Raw genomic sequence first — 16,870 nt, 5'->3', positions numbered from 1 at the left:
TATGACTGAACAGAATAATAAAAATGAACATAATGACGCGGACTTTGATCAAGATGTCAAAGAGAGAAAAAATCTGACATTTTCTGTATCATACTCTTTTGCAGAAAAGTCGCTGAAATTTATCATTCTGGCTGCAATTATTTCTGGAGTTGGTGTATTTCTCTGGAAGCAAATAGATGGAAGATTCAGCCTATTTAATGAGTCCGTAAAAATCGCAGTGCTGAACCCTTCAGCACTAAATGAACAATATCTGAAAGCACATAACGGAAATAATAACGATTATATACCCTATATCCGTAAGCTAATGGCGCTTTACCGTGCCAGAGACGTACTTGTCCTTGATATGAATTACGTGATTACCCGACCGTCATCTGTAAGTGAAATTTCTTACATTAGCGACACAGACGTTGAGAGTGAACTCGCTGAATATGGAATAAACCCGAAAATGTTTGAGGAAAAGCAGTAATATGAAAAAGTTACTTTTCAATTTACTCATTTTGATTGCATTACTACACTCGTCATATTCATTCTCGAATGGTCAATACAATGCAGATGCTGCTGCATTAACCCGTTCAGCATCTGATAACGGTCTTGCTCTGAATCAGTCGACACGTGGTTTGGTAAACAAGCTAGGGGCCTACCAGGCGAAGGATGCAATCTACTTACCTACTGGTGGACTTTTCTTATTTGAAGATCAACGAAGTGGTTTGACGATTGTTACAACAACAGGTCGTTACTCATTTTCCGAAGGTAAAGCCTATGACGTAATCCGCAAGACTCAGATTCAGACAATTGCTGATATCAGGAAAAGTTACTTTTTACCGTTGAGTGAAGCACCGTTCAGAACTGAGGATTCCTTTACCATACAGTTTGGGAACCCATCACTAAAACGTCAGGCAGTGATATTTATTACACTGGACTGTGCGGATTGTGTTGCATTTATCGGAAAAATGAATGAAATAAAAAACGATGTGCGTTTTGACATTGTAATTCTACCGAGTCCAGGAGAGGCTGCAAAGAGAGTCAAGCAGATGTGGTGTTCTGTTAAAGCCGGTAAAGTAACTAATTACGATATACTTCAGTCATTATTAGGTAAAGTAAGCGATATTAATACTCGTCTTATTCCACATGAAAGCCTGACTGACTGCTCTGTAGAACCGATCATAACAGGTTTATATCTTGCATCTATTTATAACGTTCAAGGTACACCCTCTGTTGTTCGCGAAGATGGGCTTTTAGGAAATGGGATACCCACAGACTTTAAAGCCTGGTTGAAAGTGAATTTACAACCTTTGCTGCAAAACCCATTTGATAAATAAAGGTCAAATATGAAAATTTTCATAAAACTCATCATATCAGTTGCTGCAGTATCAACATTATCTGGTTGCATCGGACAATCTGAAAGTTCCTGTCCCGGCATTGAGGAGGGGGTACTGTGCATGGGTCCTAGGGCTATTATGGAAGCAACCAACAATCATGACGATCTCAAATATTTAAAGAAGGAAGGTGATGTGGGAAAGCAGGATATTGCGGATAGTCAGTATCCAACTACATTAACACCTCCTCCGGGCGTACAGTATCCTAAGAAACCTGTTGTGAATACTGGGCCAAAACCGTTATTTTCAGGCACTCCGCAGCCGGTTAAACCACTTACAACCGCAAGCTATGTATCTCAGCAACATGTTCCGGCGGGTAAAGGGTTGTATTCAGAATTTGATGGTAAACCTGTTAACCCAACACTTAGCGCTTATCAAGAGCGTCAGTACCAGGTGCAGGGCACCAAACAAGCAGTGATTGCGCCAGAGCCTCTGGCTGTGTTGCGACAAGGCAAAGTTATGCGTGTTCTTATCGCACCCTACACTGACGATAACGACGCGTTAAACCTACCTGGTTATGTATATGTCAATGTCAAACCACAAACATGGGTCGCTGGAGATTCAGCACTGAAAAATCCCGCCCGAATTGTACCTTTGGAAGTTCAGGATCGTGCTCGCGATAACATGCAGCAGCAGCAACGCAGCGCTAAAGGTGTAACGGCTGCTGGAGTCACCGGCTCATTCTAGCTCGTTCCATGAAGAAATGAATAGCACCACGGAATGTAAGGTAAACGTATGAACAATTCTCGTCTTGCAAAAGAACTGGAAAGATTAAATCTTGGACACTTCATTCCTGTAGTGGACAGAATGGTAGACGTTCCATATTTTTTACTGGAAGATAATGCGGTGGGCATGTTTTTCATTTGTAACCCATCTCCAGGATTGTATGACAACCAACAAAACCTGATGACTGATTTGTTTAAAATGGATTTCCCTGCTGAGTCCATTATGCAGATGTCGTTGGTAGCATTGCCTGATGTTAATACGTCACTCTCACGTTGGTTGCGTCGTCGCGGTAATCGAATGGGCGGTCGCGACAATGAAAAAGCAGACCTGTTGACCGTATATTCACTTGATTATCTTTCTAAGAGTCAGTATGACCCGTTGAAAGTTGCTGATGGTGTAAAAATTACCCATGCCGATGATTTAAAACTCAGGAACTTTGAGCTTTGGATAACTGTCAGAATACCAATCAATAGTTTTGTGCCAAATGAATCAGAATCAATTAGGCTGGATGCAATTTATAAAGATTTACTGGCTAAATTGAAAGGGCTTAGTCTATCACCGGTTACTGGTGATGCTGATATGTGGTTGTACACCGTAGATAAAGTTATTAACCCTGGAAAAGATGCTCGCTGGAAGTATGGTGGACTGGAATCGAACTCACTTCAGCCATTAAATCAGCAGGTAAACGTTCCGGGAAGAAAGTTTGAAGTCGGTGAAGATTATTTCGCTTCACTTACTGCTGATGGCGAGGAAACAGCTCAACGATATTTTAAACACCTGTCTATGACAAAGTTCCCTGAGTATGTGAATTTTGGGGCTATATATGAATTAGTTGTTGACTGGATGACAGGAAGCAAAACTATATTCTCACCATTTATAATTAATTTCTGCATTCAGTTTCCGTATCAAAAGAAAATTCAAAAAGAGTATCTGCGTTATAAAGCAATCACAGATAACCAATCCAAAATCCCGATCGTGTTGAAATACCTTCCACGTCTTGCTGATATGGATAAAGATTATTCGGCATTAACCAGAGAGTTAGAAGACAAAGCAAAATTATTAAGAACCTACATGACATTTATTGTTATGGATAACACTTTGGATAGAGTCAAAGTTGCTGCGAAAAGCCTTATAAGTTACTACAGTGAAAAAAAAATCACTGTTGTTGACGATAGTTATATTTGCTTTTCCGGTGTCATGTCAGCTTTACCTCTCTGCAATGACCCTCCCACATTCAGAGATATGGATCGTGGTGATGTGATGACAAATACGGGGGCAGCTCATTTAGCTCCAATTTTTGGCCCATGGAAAGGCAACACACAAAACCCGGTGATACCATTTGTCACTCGTGAAGGGCAATTGGTTATGATTGATATTTTTGAGACTTCTGCATCTTATAATGTCTGCGTTGGTGCAACATCGGGAGCGGGAAAATCATTTGCAGCTAACAATATCATTCTTAACTATCTGTGTTCAGGTGAACATATAAATCCTTTGTATCATTTTGATGATATTAGAGAACAGCTTACAAACGATAAATTTTCCCCTCCACTTGATTTAAGCGGTAAATTTAATGCTTCTGCTGATGGTGCTCAAGTGTTTGTAGTTGATATCGGACGTTCATATCAGGGGCTTGCTGAGCAATTTGAAGACTCTCAGTTTATTGACTTCGGTGTTGATGCTAAGTTTTCTCTTAACCCTTTCGCTTTCATGGTTAAAAAATACACCGATGATGAATCATTGGAGGGAGTAACGGGGAATTCAGAAGGTTCAAATAAGGAATCAGACATTATATCTCAGACAATCATGGTCTTGAATCAAATAAAGCTAATGGCATCAAGCAACGGTAATATTAGTTCTTACCAAGAAGCCGAAATGATTCGACTTATTGTTGAAGAAGCAAAAAACCCGGAAGATAATTATCTTCCTTCTGTTACTGGGTTTGCAGAAAAATGCAAAAAGCAAGATAAACAGGAAATTAAAGATATCGGCGTCCAACTCGGTCCATGGTGTGAAGGAGGTATTTACGGGAAAAGATTTACAACTTCCTTACCACCAATTGATTTTGATAGCCGGTTTATTGTATTAGAGCTGGAAGAACTTAAACCGACCCCTCATCTTCAGTGGGTTGTTTTAATGTCAATTATTCAAGCTGCACAACACGCTATGTTTATTAAGAAAGATGGTCGACGCAGACTGTTTATTCTTGATGAGGCATGGGAATACATAGGTGAAAGTAATGGTGATGATGCTGCAGTCACATTCTTCACTAAATTCCTTGAAGCTGCGTGGCGTCGCTTCCGAAAAACTAACTGTGCAGGCATCTGTATTACACAGAGTTTTGAAGACTTCTACAAGTCTCCAATAGGAATTGCAATCGCGAACAACTCACCATGGAAGTTCATCATGAAGCAATCTCCGGAAGCGATCGATTCAATGCAAAAGAACAAATATATCTCTGCAACAGCATCTGAATATGAAAGAATGAAGTTGATAAGAACTGAAAAATTTGTTTTTTCTGAAATCATGATTCGTTTCGAAAACGTACAGCAGATAGTACGTCTATATGTAGACCGTAAAATGGAACTTTGCTTTACTACAGACCCTGCTGACAGGCGTAAAATCTGGAATCTTATTGAGGACGGATTTACCTACGCAGAGGCTATCGACAGAGTGTATGAACAGGAACAAATTCAATTAGGGCTTTCCAAAAAATTAGTTGCATAAATGAATATAGGGGCTAACGCCCCTTTATTCATTGGATATTTACGCGTTCAGACATTACCGGCCTCAATTCTACAATGACTTTATCCTGTGATTCATCAATGTTAACGCCCAACGGATATTCTCCCGGAAGGGCACTTGTGACGACAACGGGGGGGTTATTCGTAAAGGCTCTCTCAGGCGTTGGAGCTGGTTTGTATATCATGAGGGCAACGTTCCGGTAGTCCTTATATGAGATACCAAATGTTCTTCCTTCCTGTGTATCTGGTATTTCTACTTTCACAGGAGTTACCCCTATTTTTTGTTTTGTGACAACGTTAATGATTATTGCCCCAGGAGGATTCGTATCTATAGTGTAGGAAAAGGCCCATGTAATCCCAGTTGTAAAAAATAAAGTGAATAGAGCGAAACAAGAATTTTTAATCCCACTGGCTATAAATAACATTAACATACTCCTCATATTTTTTAGTTGAAGTAAGCTTAAACCGCATCACCACTTCTACAGGAACGGCCATTTTTTTGTTCTCACTAGATAAACCATTGAACCTTTTGCTTACAAAAACCATTTTAATATCATCTGTATAGCACAATCCTAATAATGCGATATTCGGGACCATAAATGTACTGACCGATGATGGTGGAACTATAATTTCATTCTGAGATTCATATCCACAACGATTCCCATATAAAGCGAGTTTATCAATCATCATAAACTCATTATATCCATTATCTATAATTACATATACTTCTAAACCTGCATTCACTACGTGAACCGTGTATTTAGCTGTAAGTTTACCCGGTACATCGATGGTTTTAACAGGTGTGTAGCTTATCGCAGGTAGATTCCTGTGCCAATCTAAAGGCTGCTGACAAGCAGAAAGTAGCAATGTTACAAATAGAATTAAGCTATTTTTTAACATGAGTCACCCCGGTGGCTTTTATTATAATATTTTCGTTAGGGTAGGCAATAAGGTTCTTTGTGAAATACTGTGAACCTCCTAACATCCCATTTCTCGAAATTATATACACCTCTTTGTCGAGATTTATTGATGTAAACCTGCTAACTTTTAGATTAGAAAATCCACTTTTAATTTTACTGACTTCATCAAAATTTGATACACTGTTTACAACATCATTATTAGTAATTCGAATAAATTCAGGCGAGTCCTTATAGGTGATAATAATGGACTCTTTAGCTGCATTTATTTCTTTACCCGTCACAACTGTTAGAACTTTAGGTTTCTTCTTCCCAACCATATAAACTACAGGAATGAAATCGTAAAATTTCACACCCTCATTAATACGGAGAACTACGTCACTTCCAGGCTCAACCCACACAAAATTTTTACCTATTGATGCAATGGTACCATGTCCATTTTTTGCGGCAATTGAAAAATCAATGTCTGGGAATGTTAACATTAAGGGTGTTATGACAGTTTTATTGGTAATCCTTATATATTTTGTATTGTCACCTTTGTTTTTGAAATAATTAATCTTCGCATTTAAATTATTATTATTTTCTTCTACAATAATATCAGCACTAAGATTAATTCGTGAATCAGCTACAACATAAGTCGCAGGCAACAGTAAGAAGAGCAGGCAGGATACTAATCTAAAATTCATATAAACGCCCCAGTTCAGTATCAGTGATATCAAGAATTTTTATTTTAAAATCCAATGGAGCAGAGGATAACCCATCCCAGTCATTAGGAAACAGGCAAGTAATTTGTTTATTCAGCTTTACGTTGGCTTTCTGCCCATTAGCAATATCTTTAGGTTGTTGGGCACCTAATACTACAAGTGAAACGTTGTCTATTACTTTCCCAGACTCAAGAAAATACCGACTTCTGGTAATGTTACTTGCCATAATACGCAGTTTTTGACTGTCCATTTTGTTTAGGGTTTCTATAATATCTTTCCATTCCCTCCCATAATGGGGAATATCAGACGAACCAATTATGTAAACACCGTGCTTTGTTTTTACATTAATAACCAATGGGTAATCGATTTTGTAGATGTCACGTTCAAGTAAGATTTGATCGTATTGGTCATGCCATTTTCCACCCAAACTTCTCCAGTGTTTACGGGTATGCGTGTCTGGATAATAACGCAGGTTTTTAATGTTTTTTTGAGTTATAGCATCAGTCATGAGAAGCTCATGAAAACCTACGACTGAAAAAAAATGTACTTTTTGATCACCAATTTTTCTTTGTACGATTGACCTCAACAGACTCTTAGCAGATGGTCCCCAGTCAAAAAGGTTACCGGTAGTTATAATTACGAGTTCGTCACCAACCACTGTCAAGCGTGACAAACCTTTGCGCAGTAAATCAAAGTGTCCGTACAGATCACTCACGATAAGAATTCGTCCGTTAAAGCTCGTCAGGTCAATGTTTAAATTTGAAAGAATAGTCATTTTTCACCTCACCTTGATCATACCTTCAAACATACAGATATGAGCTGGCTCTGGAGGCAAAATGCTATTTTTGCCGAATTTTTTTCATGACTTTTAAGATTGTTGAAAAAGTCACTTTTTTACTGTACGTAAACACCATTTTCTGAGGTTATAGGAGTCCCTCCAGCCTATTCCAGTCAGCTGTGCGCTTTTGTGGTCAGAACTCGAAAGAAAACTGTAAGTCTCAAACCAAATTTGCGTATCAGGTATGCGGCTACACTGCGTACGCCGATGTAAACGCCGCAGATTACATTTTAACTTCAGGAGATGCCGTATCGGCCTTTGGTGGGGAGCTGGTGTCGTCAGCCTACCCGTTCGTAGGAACCCTCCAAGGCGATTCAGACTCCGATCTGAACGCTGCAGGAATCCACGACATTCTGGGCGGGGAGGATGTGAATGAATCTCAAATCCAGTTTTTAGTAGGAGCTAATTTGAAGAAGTTCTGATAAAAGTAACTTTTTGGATGTTGACAAATGTTTCTTTCAATTGATGATTTTGTTGAACGAGTTAATAATACGTGTCCTTTACTGTTCGTAGATTACTAACGTTGCGGTTTATATGGCAGAGAACTTCGACGAATGCGCAAATCGGTAGCTTACATGTTAAGATTAGATAAACCTATGGAGTCAGTGAGAAGGTTAACTTTTTTCTCGTTCAGGCTAAGGTAGGAATGGTTTTTGGTATGATTTTTAGAGACATACCATCCACCAAAGCACATGAGTAACTACAGTTGACGTCTTCCCCGCCCGATTTGAGCGAGGATTCCTGTTTCACAGAGCCAGCCGCAACAACATTGAAGTCGTTACGGTCTTACGGTCTCTCCACAGGCTAACACGGCGAGTCCCGCCGCTTTTATATTTCGGGCCGCATTAATATCACGATCATGGACGCTGCCGCATTCCGGGCATCTCCAGTCACGAACACTAAGAGGCATTTTTTGCATGGTATATCCGCAGTCACTACATCGCTTTGAGGACGGGAAAAACTGGTCGATTCTGACCAGCGTTCTCCCGGCCCACTCAGCTTTGTATTCAAGCTGCCGGACAAACTCGCACCAACTTACATCGGCAATTTGTTTTGCCAGTCTGGGATTGCGGATCATGTTCTTCACTTTCAGGGATTCAGCGCAAACAACTTGGTTTTCGTTTATCAGTTTGCGGGATAGCTTGTGCAGGTTATCCATACGGCAATCAGCAATTTTCGCGTGGAGTCGGGCGACCTTCTGGCGAGCCTTCTCGCGGTTTTTCGAGCCAAGCTTTTTCTTACTCAGTCGGCGTTGTAGCTTTGCCAGTTTGTCAGCGAAACGCTCAGTCTGGCGGGGATTGCCGGTTTTGAATCCGGTGTCAGTGGCGAACAGGGTGTTCAGACCAACATCAATACCCACGGTCTTATTCACCACAGGTAGTAACGCTGGCTCAAATTCACAGAGGCAGGAAACAAAGTATCGTCCTGCTGCATCTCTGGAAATGGTGATGGTTGATGGTGCAGAAGGTAAAGGACGCGACCAGCGCACCGCCAGCGGCTCTTTACTTTTAGCCATGTATAGCTTGCCATCACGGTACTTAAACGCGCTGACGGTAAATTCGGCAGATTGTTTATGCCGCTTACTTTTGAAGGTCGGGTATTTAGCGCGGCCTGCGAAAAAGTTTGAGAATGCAGCTTGCTGGTGCCGCAAAACTTGCTGCAACGGGACGCAAGAAACATCGTTAAGCCACTCAAAATTAGGCTCTTTCTTCAGGGTAGTTAAGCGAGCGTTGGCTTGTGTGTAGCCGATTTTCTCCTGGCGTTCGTAGTAGGCATCAGTACGCCAGCGTAGGATGTGGTTATAGACAAAACGCACACACCCGAACGTCTGGGCCAGCAGCTCAGCTTGTTCAGGTGTCGGGTAAAAGCGGTATTTATATGCACGTTTCATGCTTCACATAATATCGGGGAAAATGTAAAATGCAACGCCGAACAAATAGATTGCTCTCCCTTTCCATCCTGCCCGTATTGGGCGAGGTCTCCGCAGGGCTTAACAGATGACAGATGGCATGATTTACCATGGGGTAAGAAAGCATGAACTCCTCAGAATTATTGAGCGTTCAGGCTTAACCTTCGAAGAAGTACCAAATACTTTTGGCTTTGCTGAAACCACTCATAATCCACTTTCTTTGATTCTGGATGGTTACTTTATTCAGATTACTCCTATGGCCCGCGAAGATTACAACTGGGAAATAGCGCCGGTCGACACTGTTATTTTGTCTATTATTATTCCACCTTCACTTGATGAAGATCTGGATGAAAACACCATGACGATTATGTCTGATTGCGGAGTTGCTGAGTTTGAGCTTGAGGACGCCGGGACAAGAATTAACAGACTGATAACATTTGTCGGTGGAGCAACGGCAGGCAATTTCTTACATCAACTGAGGCTTCTTTACATTACAGCCTGCCAAACTCAAGGGGGTTTTGAAGATAACGATGAAACTTAATCTTAAAAAAGTGAGTTTATTTGTATTACCTATGATTTGTCTGGCTTTCATTTATTCACTAATGATGGCCGAGCAGAGCCTGTTAAGTTTTAAACAAAAATCGGTACGTGCTTTAAGCCTTGCTGGAGATGAAGCTAGTTTAAACTTTCAGATAGTTGATAATAAAACAATTCTGATTAACAACATACCTGCTGTCGTAAAAAGAGAATACACTAAAAAATTAACTTCTGAAGAACTTCCCCCCGGAGCACCTTCGGGGAGTTATCTAATACTGGAAACTAATGCTTATATTATTGCCATGAAACGTTCTGGTGAAAACACCTACATTGGGGTCCTTAAAAACTTAGTTAACGAAGGTGAGAGAAATATATGGTGGAAAATTTAACAACAAAGTCAATATGCCAGTCGCAATACAGAAACGAGAAGGTATTTAACTCCGGAAAATCTGCGCTTGAACTCAATACTTCAGCATCCAATGGTGACGTTAACCTGATTCTTACCGGTTCTTCTCCAGAAAAGTCTGGGTCCTTTGACTGGACAGGTAATAAATGTATTTCAACAAAGCTAAGTGACGATGAAGTCATCACTTTATGCATGGTGTTCCTTCGCCTGACTCCTGAGGCATCGCTTAAAGATAAGAAAACGAAGCATCAGGGGATCTTGGTCTACAAAAACATAAAAGTAACTTTTGACGGTAAACCAACAGCTACGCTTGAAGGTGGGGTTCTTGCCATAAACAAGGCAGAAAGTGGAGTCAATTTCGTACATAAAATTAGTATTGAACCTTCGGCTTGTCTGAGGTTAGGCCTTTTCCTCCTCTCAGTCATTCAATCTCGAAATCCTGGCTTACCGCCCGATACGATACTGACGTGCATGCGTCTTAATGCAAGCGCTCGATCGCAAAAGTAACTTTTACCTTATACAAACGCATTTTGCGAAAATTAAATAAAATCACGTCACTTAATTCGGTAATTACGCTTGCCTCATAAGATACAGTAGGTGCAACTATGGCATAACTACGTGCAGAGCTTCCCATGACTAAAATTAATAAAATCTCATTGCTGATGTTCTGTTCTGTGTTCAGTGCTTTGTCTAACGCAGAATCTATCATGGTTTCCGGGACCTTAGAGACCGCCTTACCTGATGTCAAATTTTCGACATCACCACAAGTAAATACAGCGTTTGTAAAAGAAAACACTGTAACTGCCATACCAGTTTCGGATGGATGCGATATATCCTCTGACCCTAATGTCAAAAGCACGGCTGGAAGCCTGAAATGTGTTTTCGAGTGGTTACCCAATAACTCCGGTATGCCGGTTGCCAATGGCTTTTCACTCAAGGGTTACCCCGCAATTGCAGGTGACATTAAATTGCCCTGGCAGATCGCCTACTACTCTGGCTCAGAAAGAGAAAAAGTGATTGTTCGTGAAGGGGAGTATATTTTTAAGACTGTGGAACCCATAGCCCCTGTTTTTTCAAGTATTAAAGGGTCAATGAGTAACGGCACCTCGGGCTCCACACTAATTTCATACATAAAAAACGAGACTCTCTCAAATATTGAGATCTCTGTGGAGCCTCGCGATTACGACATAGTTGCTTCTGTCGGTTCCGGAACCTCATGTGCTATCGCGACTGGCGCATCAAAATGCTCTATCACGACTGGAAGCGTAGGTATCAGTGACGGCAGTTCCGATTTCGGCAGCCGTGATGTAGCCATAACATTGAACTCAGCTAATAACTTTTTTTCCCCACCTATCTCAGCTAATGTGAGACTAAGCTGGGATTACCGTGCTCCGGCAGTCGATAGCACTTTCTGGAACGTATCTAAAGAAGCCCGGGCTTTTAAAGTTGGTGATAAAGACATATTTGTCGGTCCGAAAACAATCGCTGTTGCTGTATCGGTTCCAGCAAAGTCTGATACCGGTGACTGGTGGAAACCAGCGGCAATGTCGCTGACATTAGCTCCTGATGGTAGTTTCTCGCCAACCACAAAAGTTACTTTGGACGATGGTACTGAACTCAATTTTAACAAAATCTGGTCTACTCCTTCCCGGAGAACTCTGCAGCCAGTTGCTGGGTATCAGGAAGTTGCCGGGAAATATGTTTATTTCTTTGATATAAGTGATCTTGCCAGTGCGTCATACATTGCGACTTTCTCTGTCGCAAACACAGCCGGAAACGACTCAAGTTATACAGAACCGGACTCGAAATTAGTACTTTCAGATGAGCCCACAGTTACTGTCTACAAGGAAGGTGCGGAGCTCGTTAAGCGGGATCAAGTCTATTTTCTGAATGAAATCGTTATTGCAGCCTTCCAGGGCGAAGAGGGCGTGGCCGATATAAAAAGCGTTGCTATTGATAATGTCATGGCCTCATACAGCCCAACTAATGTGAAAGGCATTTATCGTTTAAATCAGATGACGTCACTGGAAACAAACAAAGTACATACTTTGACAATTGTAGCTGAAAACGTTAATGGAATATCTAAAACCTATTCGATTGATTTTACCTACATGCCGATGACCTTCACCCTGAAGTCCATCGACTCAGCATCCACAATTTACAGTTACGTACGTCCCTATACCTCTCTGGTCACTCAACAATCAGGAAATACCTGCAAAATATTCTCTACTGAGGAAGATGCTCAGGCTCTGCTTGGTCAGTTCGGCAATGGGATTTACGCTACTGCCTGTTATGTACAGTGGAACAACGTTCCTGCAGGTATGGAGTTTTACTCTAAATCTAAAGTGCCTGGCCTGACGGGTTACTTCTCTAAAGTTGGGGATAACATCCTTGATTACAACGTTTATGTGATAAACACAAAAGGCTCAAAAGCTCTTGCAGCTCATAACCGTAAAACGATCCCGGCAGTAGAACCTTTCGCGCCCGAGATTTCTTACAAGTTAAGTAAAACGGTTAGTACCTTAGGTAAAAATACCGCTCTGGTCTATATCTCTGGAGGCGATGCGGCAAAAGTTCTGGCGAAGTCGGTACCGGCCAACATTGTCTTGACGTCTAAGGTTGAGGGTCAGGATCCGGAAACGACGACTTATAAGAACAAATCGAGTGGTGACACGCCTGTAACTTATTCCGAGCGAATTAAAGTTCCAGCAGCTCCATTATGGACACAAACCAACGTCAACATTGATGTTGCCTATGAGAACGAACCGAGTATTAAGTCCTCCAGTATTCTCAAAGTGTATACCGTTCCTAACTTCAGCATTCGTGCTTACATGAAGGTGGAAGAGCGTAAATCGGCAACGAGCCTCAAAGTGCCTGTGTCGGTTAACATTGGTCAATGGAATAACAGCTGTAGTTGTACTCTATACGACGAAAAAACAATGGGTAACTGGGATGTAGTGGTTTACAAAGTTACTTCAAAATGGGTGACAGATGCTGAAACTGGTAAAGATTATTCAGTTTCTGAACGAACTCCATTGACCGGTAAGTTGGCAGTCAATTCAGAGGGGATTGCAGCTGGCGAGCTTAACATGGATGATCTGACTCTGGGTAGCCACCGGATTATTGCTGTAGCAACAGTAAGGAGCCCGTTTGATGACTTTGAGCTCCAACGTGAAACGTCCACAACTAGTATCCGGGTCTATAAAGGAGCTGACCTTGAAGGTGGTCTTTCTAAATCGCTGATTGTTGGCCGTGTACCACTTTCGGCAATGGTCTCTTTCAGAACCAAAAGTACTGATGATTATGATTCACTTAGCCCGACTGAATGGCAGATCTCCAGTAACAATGGATCTACATGGAGTACTCTCGAGGATATGACTGGTCTTCGCAGTGTCAGTATTAAACAAAAAGAGGTGGGCAAGTGGCTCTATCGTGCAAAATTAACGAACAAATACACGGGTAAAACGTCATATACCGATAATCTCACTGTGGTCGCATACAGAGAACCTAAGCCGGTTATAACGGTAGGCAAGGTGCTTGAGGGGCACAGTATCCCTGTAACGCTGACCGACAACAATGAAGAAATCAAAGGTAGTGCTGTAGACGTGCAATGGTCTGAGGATGGCGAAGATTGGACTGAAGGGGGGGTAAAATACACGATCACCTCCTCGGAGGTCCCGAAGTATATTTTTGCGAAGGTCCGATATACCGAAACCGATGAAATGGCCGGTACATCCGCTTGGAAAGAAACACGAGCTCGTGTAACCGTCATTAAGCACAAGAAATTGTCAGTAAAGGTTGAGGGTAACGCGCAAGTAGAGGTTGGCAAAAAAGTAACTTTGCAGGGAACTTACACGAACCCGAATACTGAGTACTCATCTGATGCAGAGGTTTTAGAGGAGTGGATACTGCCTGATGGGAGCGTTAAGAAGGGCGGGCTTCTCGATACTGTGCTAACCGAAGATATGCTTGATGCACGTGGTTACGCTGCGTTTACCTATCAGGCATACATGCCAGAGGCTAAGGAAAGGACATTAGCGAAGCGAACGATTAGCGTTAAATCATGGGTATATAAATTCCCTGAGCCTCGCCTTAATACAAAGCTCAAATACACAATGATCCCATCCGAATTGGCAGTATCGGTAACGGGAGTGGATGTTACCTATCCAGGTGTAGTTTTCACTGAGGAGTGGCAATACAACAAAGATGTCATGACACTTGATAGTGATACTAATGGGAAAAAAGTGTTCCAGGTGTTCAAGTCAGGGACGCATACACTAACCTATGTTCTGAAAGATAACCGTAATAATGAGGCAAGGGTTGAATATACTTTCGTTGTAAACGAACAGAACCCAATGGAGATTACGGTTAACCCCAAATATTCAAACAAGTTCATGAGGGCACCATTAGATCTATCTATGAGGTCGAGTGTAAAACTAGCTCACTCAGCCGACAGCATTGATAATGTCTCCTTTAAGCTGAATGGCAAAGCTGTAGATGGAGGAAAAAACTACTGGTCCCAGACATTTGAGAACATTATGGAGGGCAGCTACAAGCTTGAAATGGATGTTGTCAGTACGCAGGGCCAGAGAGGGAGTGTAACGGTCGACTTTGACGTGATACCTAACACACCACCGAATTGTAGCCTGACTTATACAGAAACACCGCTGAGCTGGGCTTTTACGGCTAAATGTAATGACCCGGATGGAAAGATATCCAGTTATGTATGGAAGGTTAATGACCAGGTTCGCGGCGTTTTTGGTAGCACAGCTACACTGTCAAAGTCACAAAACAAAGGTAAGCTGGTGGTATCAATCACTGCTTATGATGACAGTGGTGATACGGCAACAAGTTTTATCACACTAAATAACTGACATCATACTGCCCATAGCCCCGTGACTGCTCCCCGCCCTAAAGGGCGGGGCTTCCCACTTCATAGGCCGCAACCGTTGTTATAACGGACTTACGCAGGCCTCCGTGGGCTTTGACGACGTGACCCGCCGCCATTAGTTCTGTTATGCCCTTCAGCCTGATGTTCATCGCCGCATTGATATCGCGATTATGGTGAGTCAGGCAGACAGGGCATTGCCATTCACGTACTTTCAGTGGCATTTCTGCCATCTTGGGACCGCAACAATGGCATGTTTTTGAACTGGCGAACCACTGATCCAGTTTGACCAGGTGGACGCCGGACGCCTCCGCTTTATAGGCCAGTTTCGCCACGAAACCAGACCACGCGGCATCCCCGATATGACGGGCAAGGCGTTTGTTTTTCATCATGTTTGCCGTTTTCAGTGTTTCCACAATCACCGCTTGATTTTCGACGATAATATTTCTGGAAAGTTTGTGCTGAAAATCGTTACGGGCATTGGCTACCCGATCGTGTTGTGCTGCTAGGCGAATACGTGCCTTGCGACGATTCGCGCTTCCCTTCTGTTTACGGGATAGCGCCTTGCTATCGCGACGTAAGCGGCGATAGGCATTGACCAAGTGACGCGGGTTAGGCGTTTTTTTGCCGTCATCGCGTATCAGATAATCTTTCAGGCCAATGTCATAGCCTGTCAGTTGGGTTATGTAGGTCGGCTTCGCTGGCGCTTCCTGTCCATCATCGGCAAGGATTGAGGCGTAGTATTTGCCAGTCGGTGCGCGGCTGATGGTGATGCTTTTCACCTTGCCGACAATCTCCCGGTGAATGTTCGCCCGGATAGGGGAAATCTTCGGGATCTTGATTGTGTCGGCAGTGATTTTCAGGCTACTGCAATGATAGGAGGATTGCGGTCCGTGCTTGCGTTTGAACTTCGGATATTTCGCCCGTTTCTCAAAGAAGTTTTGGAATGCACGATCCAGATTCTGCAAAGATACCTGCAATGCGTTGGAGTCTGCTGCCTTGAGCCAGCTATAGCGGCGGGACTTTTTGGCAATGGGTAGCAGAGGCTGAATATGCTTTGCATTATTCAGCGATACGCCATGTTTTTTGTACCAGTGAGAGCGAATATACAGGGCTTTATTGTACGCAAAATGCACCGCGCCGAATTGCTTTTCCAGCAATTCAGTTTGTTCTTGCGTTGGGTAAATGCGTACTTTTGTCGCTCTATGCATAATGAGTGCTCTGCGATAATATCCATATATCATACGTGTCTAGAGAGATATTTTCAAATGAGTGAGCAGGATAATAAATTTAGCGATTATCTTCGCCGCCGTCATTCGGTAACGAAGCTTGTTGTTCACCTGATTTTCTGCACGAAGTACCGACGCAAGCTGTTAGACGGCACAATGATTGTTCAGATACAGGAAGCGATGCAGCACGCAGCTGAACGGCTGGAGATAGATATTCTGGAAGTGAATGGAGAGGAAGATCACGTTCACGTCCTGGTGGCGTACCCGCCGAAATTATCCGTTAGCGTGCTGGTGAATAACCTGAAATCAATCAGCAGCAGGATGGTGCGCCAGCAAAACACTCACCTGCGAAAACAGTCTAATACAGGCGTTCTCTGGTCACGCTCTTATTTCGCCTGTAGTGCTGGCGGCGCAACAATCGAAACATTGAAGGCTTATGTAGCCTCGCAGAAAACACCAGATTAGCTCCCCTTATATCCCCGCCCGCATTGGGCGAGGGTTTACGGGGCAATTGTTAAATCAGGGCTATTTTTTTATGTAAATCATGAAATTCATCCTGTTATCTGGGAAAAAATACTCACCATTGGGGCATAATG

The 16,870-nt window shown here is 42.5% G+C and carries 15 protein-coding genes and 1 pseudogene; 10 read left to right on the top strand and 6 right to left on the bottom strand.

Annotation, left to right across the window (positions count from 1 at the left end; all coding sequences use genetic code 11):
* The first annotated feature begins 1 nt into the window (after position 1).
* The 4 genes from KOSB73_RS00790 to KOSB73_RS00775 are packed head-to-tail and all read left to right on the top strand — an operon-like array spanning position 2 to position 4,829.
* Positions 2-466, top strand: a complete 465-nt coding sequence (locus tag KOSB73_RS00790) for a hypothetical protein (RefSeq protein WP_044349322.1) — start codon at positions 2-4, stop codon at positions 464-466.
* Position 467: 1 nt separating this feature from the next.
* Positions 468-1,319 (top strand): thioredoxin domain-containing protein, encoded by an 852-nt coding sequence (locus KOSB73_RS00785; RefSeq protein ID WP_044349324.1) that lies wholly within the window; start codon positions 468-470, stop codon positions 1,317-1,319.
* Positions 1,320-1,328: 9 nt separating this feature from the next.
* Positions 1,329-2,063, top strand: a complete 735-nt coding sequence (traV, locus tag KOSB73_RS00780) for a type IV conjugative transfer system lipoprotein TraV (protein ID WP_072046535.1) — start codon at positions 1,329-1,331, stop codon at positions 2,061-2,063.
* A 48-nt stretch (positions 2,064-2,111) separates the two neighbouring features.
* Positions 2,112-4,829 carry a TraC family protein gene (locus tag KOSB73_RS00775; RefSeq protein WP_094645256.1) on the top strand — a complete coding sequence of 906 codons (2,718 nt, stop codon included), beginning with the start codon at positions 2,112-2,114 and terminating at the stop codon, positions 4,827-4,829.
* Between the two features lie 28 nt (positions 4,830-4,857).
* On the opposite strand, the gene KOSB73_RS00770 is transcribed toward KOSB73_RS00775, so the two are convergent.
* From KOSB73_RS00770 to KOSB73_RS00755, 4 genes are read right to left on the bottom strand one after another with little or no spacing between them, the layout of a single operon-like run.
* Positions 4,858-5,271 (bottom strand): hypothetical protein, encoded by a 414-nt coding sequence (locus KOSB73_RS00770; RefSeq protein ID WP_042927279.1) that lies wholly within the window; start codon positions 5,269-5,271, stop codon positions 4,858-4,860.
* A complete protein-coding gene (locus KOSB73_RS00765) occupies positions 5,246-5,746 on the bottom strand; it encodes a hypothetical protein (RefSeq protein ID WP_098140168.1) in 501 nt (166 codons plus the stop codon). Before KOSB73_RS00765 ends, KOSB73_RS00770 begins: the two co-directional genes overlap by 26 nt.
* Entirely contained in the window at positions 5,733-6,449 is a 717-nt protein-coding gene (locus KOSB73_RS00760; RefSeq protein WP_098140167.1) for a hypothetical protein, read from the bottom strand. The genes KOSB73_RS00765 and KOSB73_RS00760 overlap by 14 nt, the downstream gene beginning before the upstream one ends.
* Positions 6,439-7,242 (bottom strand): metallophosphoesterase, encoded by an 804-nt coding sequence (locus KOSB73_RS00755; protein WP_098140166.1) that lies wholly within the window; start codon positions 7,240-7,242, stop codon positions 6,439-6,441. Before KOSB73_RS00755 ends, KOSB73_RS00760 begins: the two co-directional genes overlap by 11 nt.
* A 144-nt stretch (positions 7,243-7,386) precedes the next feature.
* Here KOSB73_RS00755 and KOSB73_RS31075 point away from each other — a divergent pair.
* A pseudogene (locus tag KOSB73_RS31075) lies at positions 7,387-7,595 on the top strand (zinc ribbon domain-containing protein); the annotation flags it as partial.
* Positions 7,596-8,083: 488 nt separating this feature from the next.
* Here the strand turns inward: KOSB73_RS31075 and KOSB73_RS00745 are convergent.
* Positions 8,084-9,196 (bottom strand): RNA-guided endonuclease InsQ/TnpB family protein, encoded by a 1,113-nt coding sequence (locus KOSB73_RS00745; RefSeq protein ID WP_098140164.1) that lies wholly within the window; start codon positions 9,194-9,196, stop codon positions 8,084-8,086.
* Positions 9,197-9,302: 106 nt separating this feature from the next.
* On the opposite strand from KOSB73_RS00745, the gene KOSB73_RS00740 reads away from it, so the two are divergent.
* The 4 genes from KOSB73_RS00740 to KOSB73_RS00725 all read left to right on the top strand — a co-directional run bounded on the left by KOSB73_RS00740 (position 9,303) and on the right by KOSB73_RS00725 (position 15,031).
* On the top strand, positions 9,303-9,755 hold the full coding sequence (locus KOSB73_RS00740; protein WP_098140163.1) for an HtdA: 453 nt from the start codon (positions 9,303-9,305) through the stop codon (positions 9,753-9,755).
* Positions 9,745-10,140: a hypothetical protein gene (locus KOSB73_RS00735; RefSeq protein ID WP_098140162.1), complete on the top strand. Its 396-nt coding sequence runs from the start codon at positions 9,745-9,747 to the stop codon at positions 10,138-10,140. Before KOSB73_RS00740 ends, KOSB73_RS00735 begins: the two co-directional genes overlap by 11 nt.
* On the top strand, positions 10,125-10,664 hold the full coding sequence (locus tag KOSB73_RS00730; RefSeq protein WP_098140161.1) for a plasmid transfer protein: 540 nt from the start codon (positions 10,125-10,127) through the stop codon (positions 10,662-10,664). The genes KOSB73_RS00735 and KOSB73_RS00730 overlap by 16 nt, the downstream gene beginning before the upstream one ends.
* Positions 10,665-10,789: 125 nt before the next feature.
* The gene (locus KOSB73_RS00725) at positions 10,790-15,031 is read left to right on the top strand and encodes an Ig-like domain-containing protein (RefSeq protein ID WP_098140160.1); all 4,242 of its coding nucleotides are present in this window, start codon (positions 10,790-10,792) and stop codon (positions 15,029-15,031) included.
* Positions 15,032-15,068: 37 nt separating this feature from the next.
* Here the strand turns inward: KOSB73_RS00725 and KOSB73_RS00720 are convergent, their stop codons facing one another.
* Positions 15,069-16,256, bottom strand: coding sequence for an RNA-guided endonuclease TnpB family protein (locus KOSB73_RS00720; RefSeq protein ID WP_098140159.1), 1,188 nt, complete (start codon positions 16,254-16,256; stop codon positions 15,069-15,071).
* Positions 16,257-16,313: 57 nt separating this feature from the next.
* Here KOSB73_RS00720 and tnpA point away from each other — a divergent pair, with 57 nt between their 5' ends.
* Positions 16,314-16,739, top strand: a complete 426-nt coding sequence (gene tnpA, locus KOSB73_RS00715; protein ID WP_065954408.1) for an IS200/IS605 family transposase — start codon at positions 16,314-16,316, stop codon at positions 16,737-16,739.
* Positions 16,740-16,870 lie beyond the last annotated feature (131 nt).

Origin of the sequence: Klebsiella grimontii, from assembly GCF_900200035.1 — a bacterium.
In the GTDB taxonomy this organism is placed as follows: Bacteria; Pseudomonadota; Gammaproteobacteria; order Enterobacterales; family Enterobacteriaceae; genus Klebsiella; species Klebsiella grimontii.
The sequence above is the reverse complement of the archived record's forward strand: the minus strand, read 5'-3'. Positions and strand labels throughout refer to the sequence as shown.

Bases quoted from the DNA above. Each gene is read 5' to 3' on its own strand.
- KOSB73_RS00745 (WP_098140164.1), bottom strand. From the start codon at position 9,196: ATGAAACGTGCATATAAATACCGCTTTTACCCGACACCTGAACAAGCT.
- KOSB73_RS00770 (WP_042927279.1), bottom strand. From the start codon at position 5,271: ATGTTATTTATAGCCAGTGGGATTAAAAATTCTTGTTTCGCTCTATTC.
- KOSB73_RS00755 (WP_098140166.1), bottom strand. From the start codon at position 7,242: ATGACTATTCTTTCAAATTTAAACATTGACCTGACGAGCTTTAACGGA.
- traV (WP_072046535.1), top strand. From the start codon at position 1,329: ATGAAAATTTTCATAAAACTCATCATATCAGTTGCTGCAGTATCAACA.
- KOSB73_RS00720 (WP_098140159.1), bottom strand. From the start codon at position 16,256: ATGCATAGAGCGACAAAAGTACGCATTTACCCAACGCAAGAACAAACT.
- KOSB73_RS00765 (WP_098140168.1), bottom strand. From the start codon at position 5,746: ATGTTAAAAAATAGCTTAATTCTATTTGTAACATTGCTACTTTCTGCT.
- KOSB73_RS00735 (WP_098140162.1), top strand. From the start codon at position 9,745: ATGAAACTTAATCTTAAAAAAGTGAGTTTATTTGTATTACCTATGATT.
- tnpA (WP_065954408.1), top strand. From the start codon at position 16,314: ATGAGTGAGCAGGATAATAAATTTAGCGATTATCTTCGCCGCCGTCAT.
- KOSB73_RS00740 (WP_098140163.1), top strand. From the start codon at position 9,303: ATGACAGATGGCATGATTTACCATGGGGTAAGAAAGCATGAACTCCTC.
- KOSB73_RS00725 (WP_098140160.1), top strand. From the start codon at position 10,790: ATGACTAAAATTAATAAAATCTCATTGCTGATGTTCTGTTCTGTGTTC.
- KOSB73_RS00785 (WP_044349324.1), top strand. From the start codon at position 468: ATGAAAAAGTTACTTTTCAATTTACTCATTTTGATTGCATTACTACAC.
- KOSB73_RS00760 (WP_098140167.1), bottom strand. From the start codon at position 6,449: ATGAATTTTAGATTAGTATCCTGCCTGCTCTTCTTACTGTTGCCTGCG.
- KOSB73_RS00730 (WP_098140161.1), top strand. From the start codon at position 10,125: ATGGTGGAAAATTTAACAACAAAGTCAATATGCCAGTCGCAATACAGA.
- KOSB73_RS00775 (WP_094645256.1), top strand. From the start codon at position 2,112: ATGAACAATTCTCGTCTTGCAAAAGAACTGGAAAGATTAAATCTTGGA.
- KOSB73_RS00790 (WP_044349322.1), top strand. From the start codon at position 2: ATGACTGAACAGAATAATAAAAATGAACATAATGACGCGGACTTTGAT.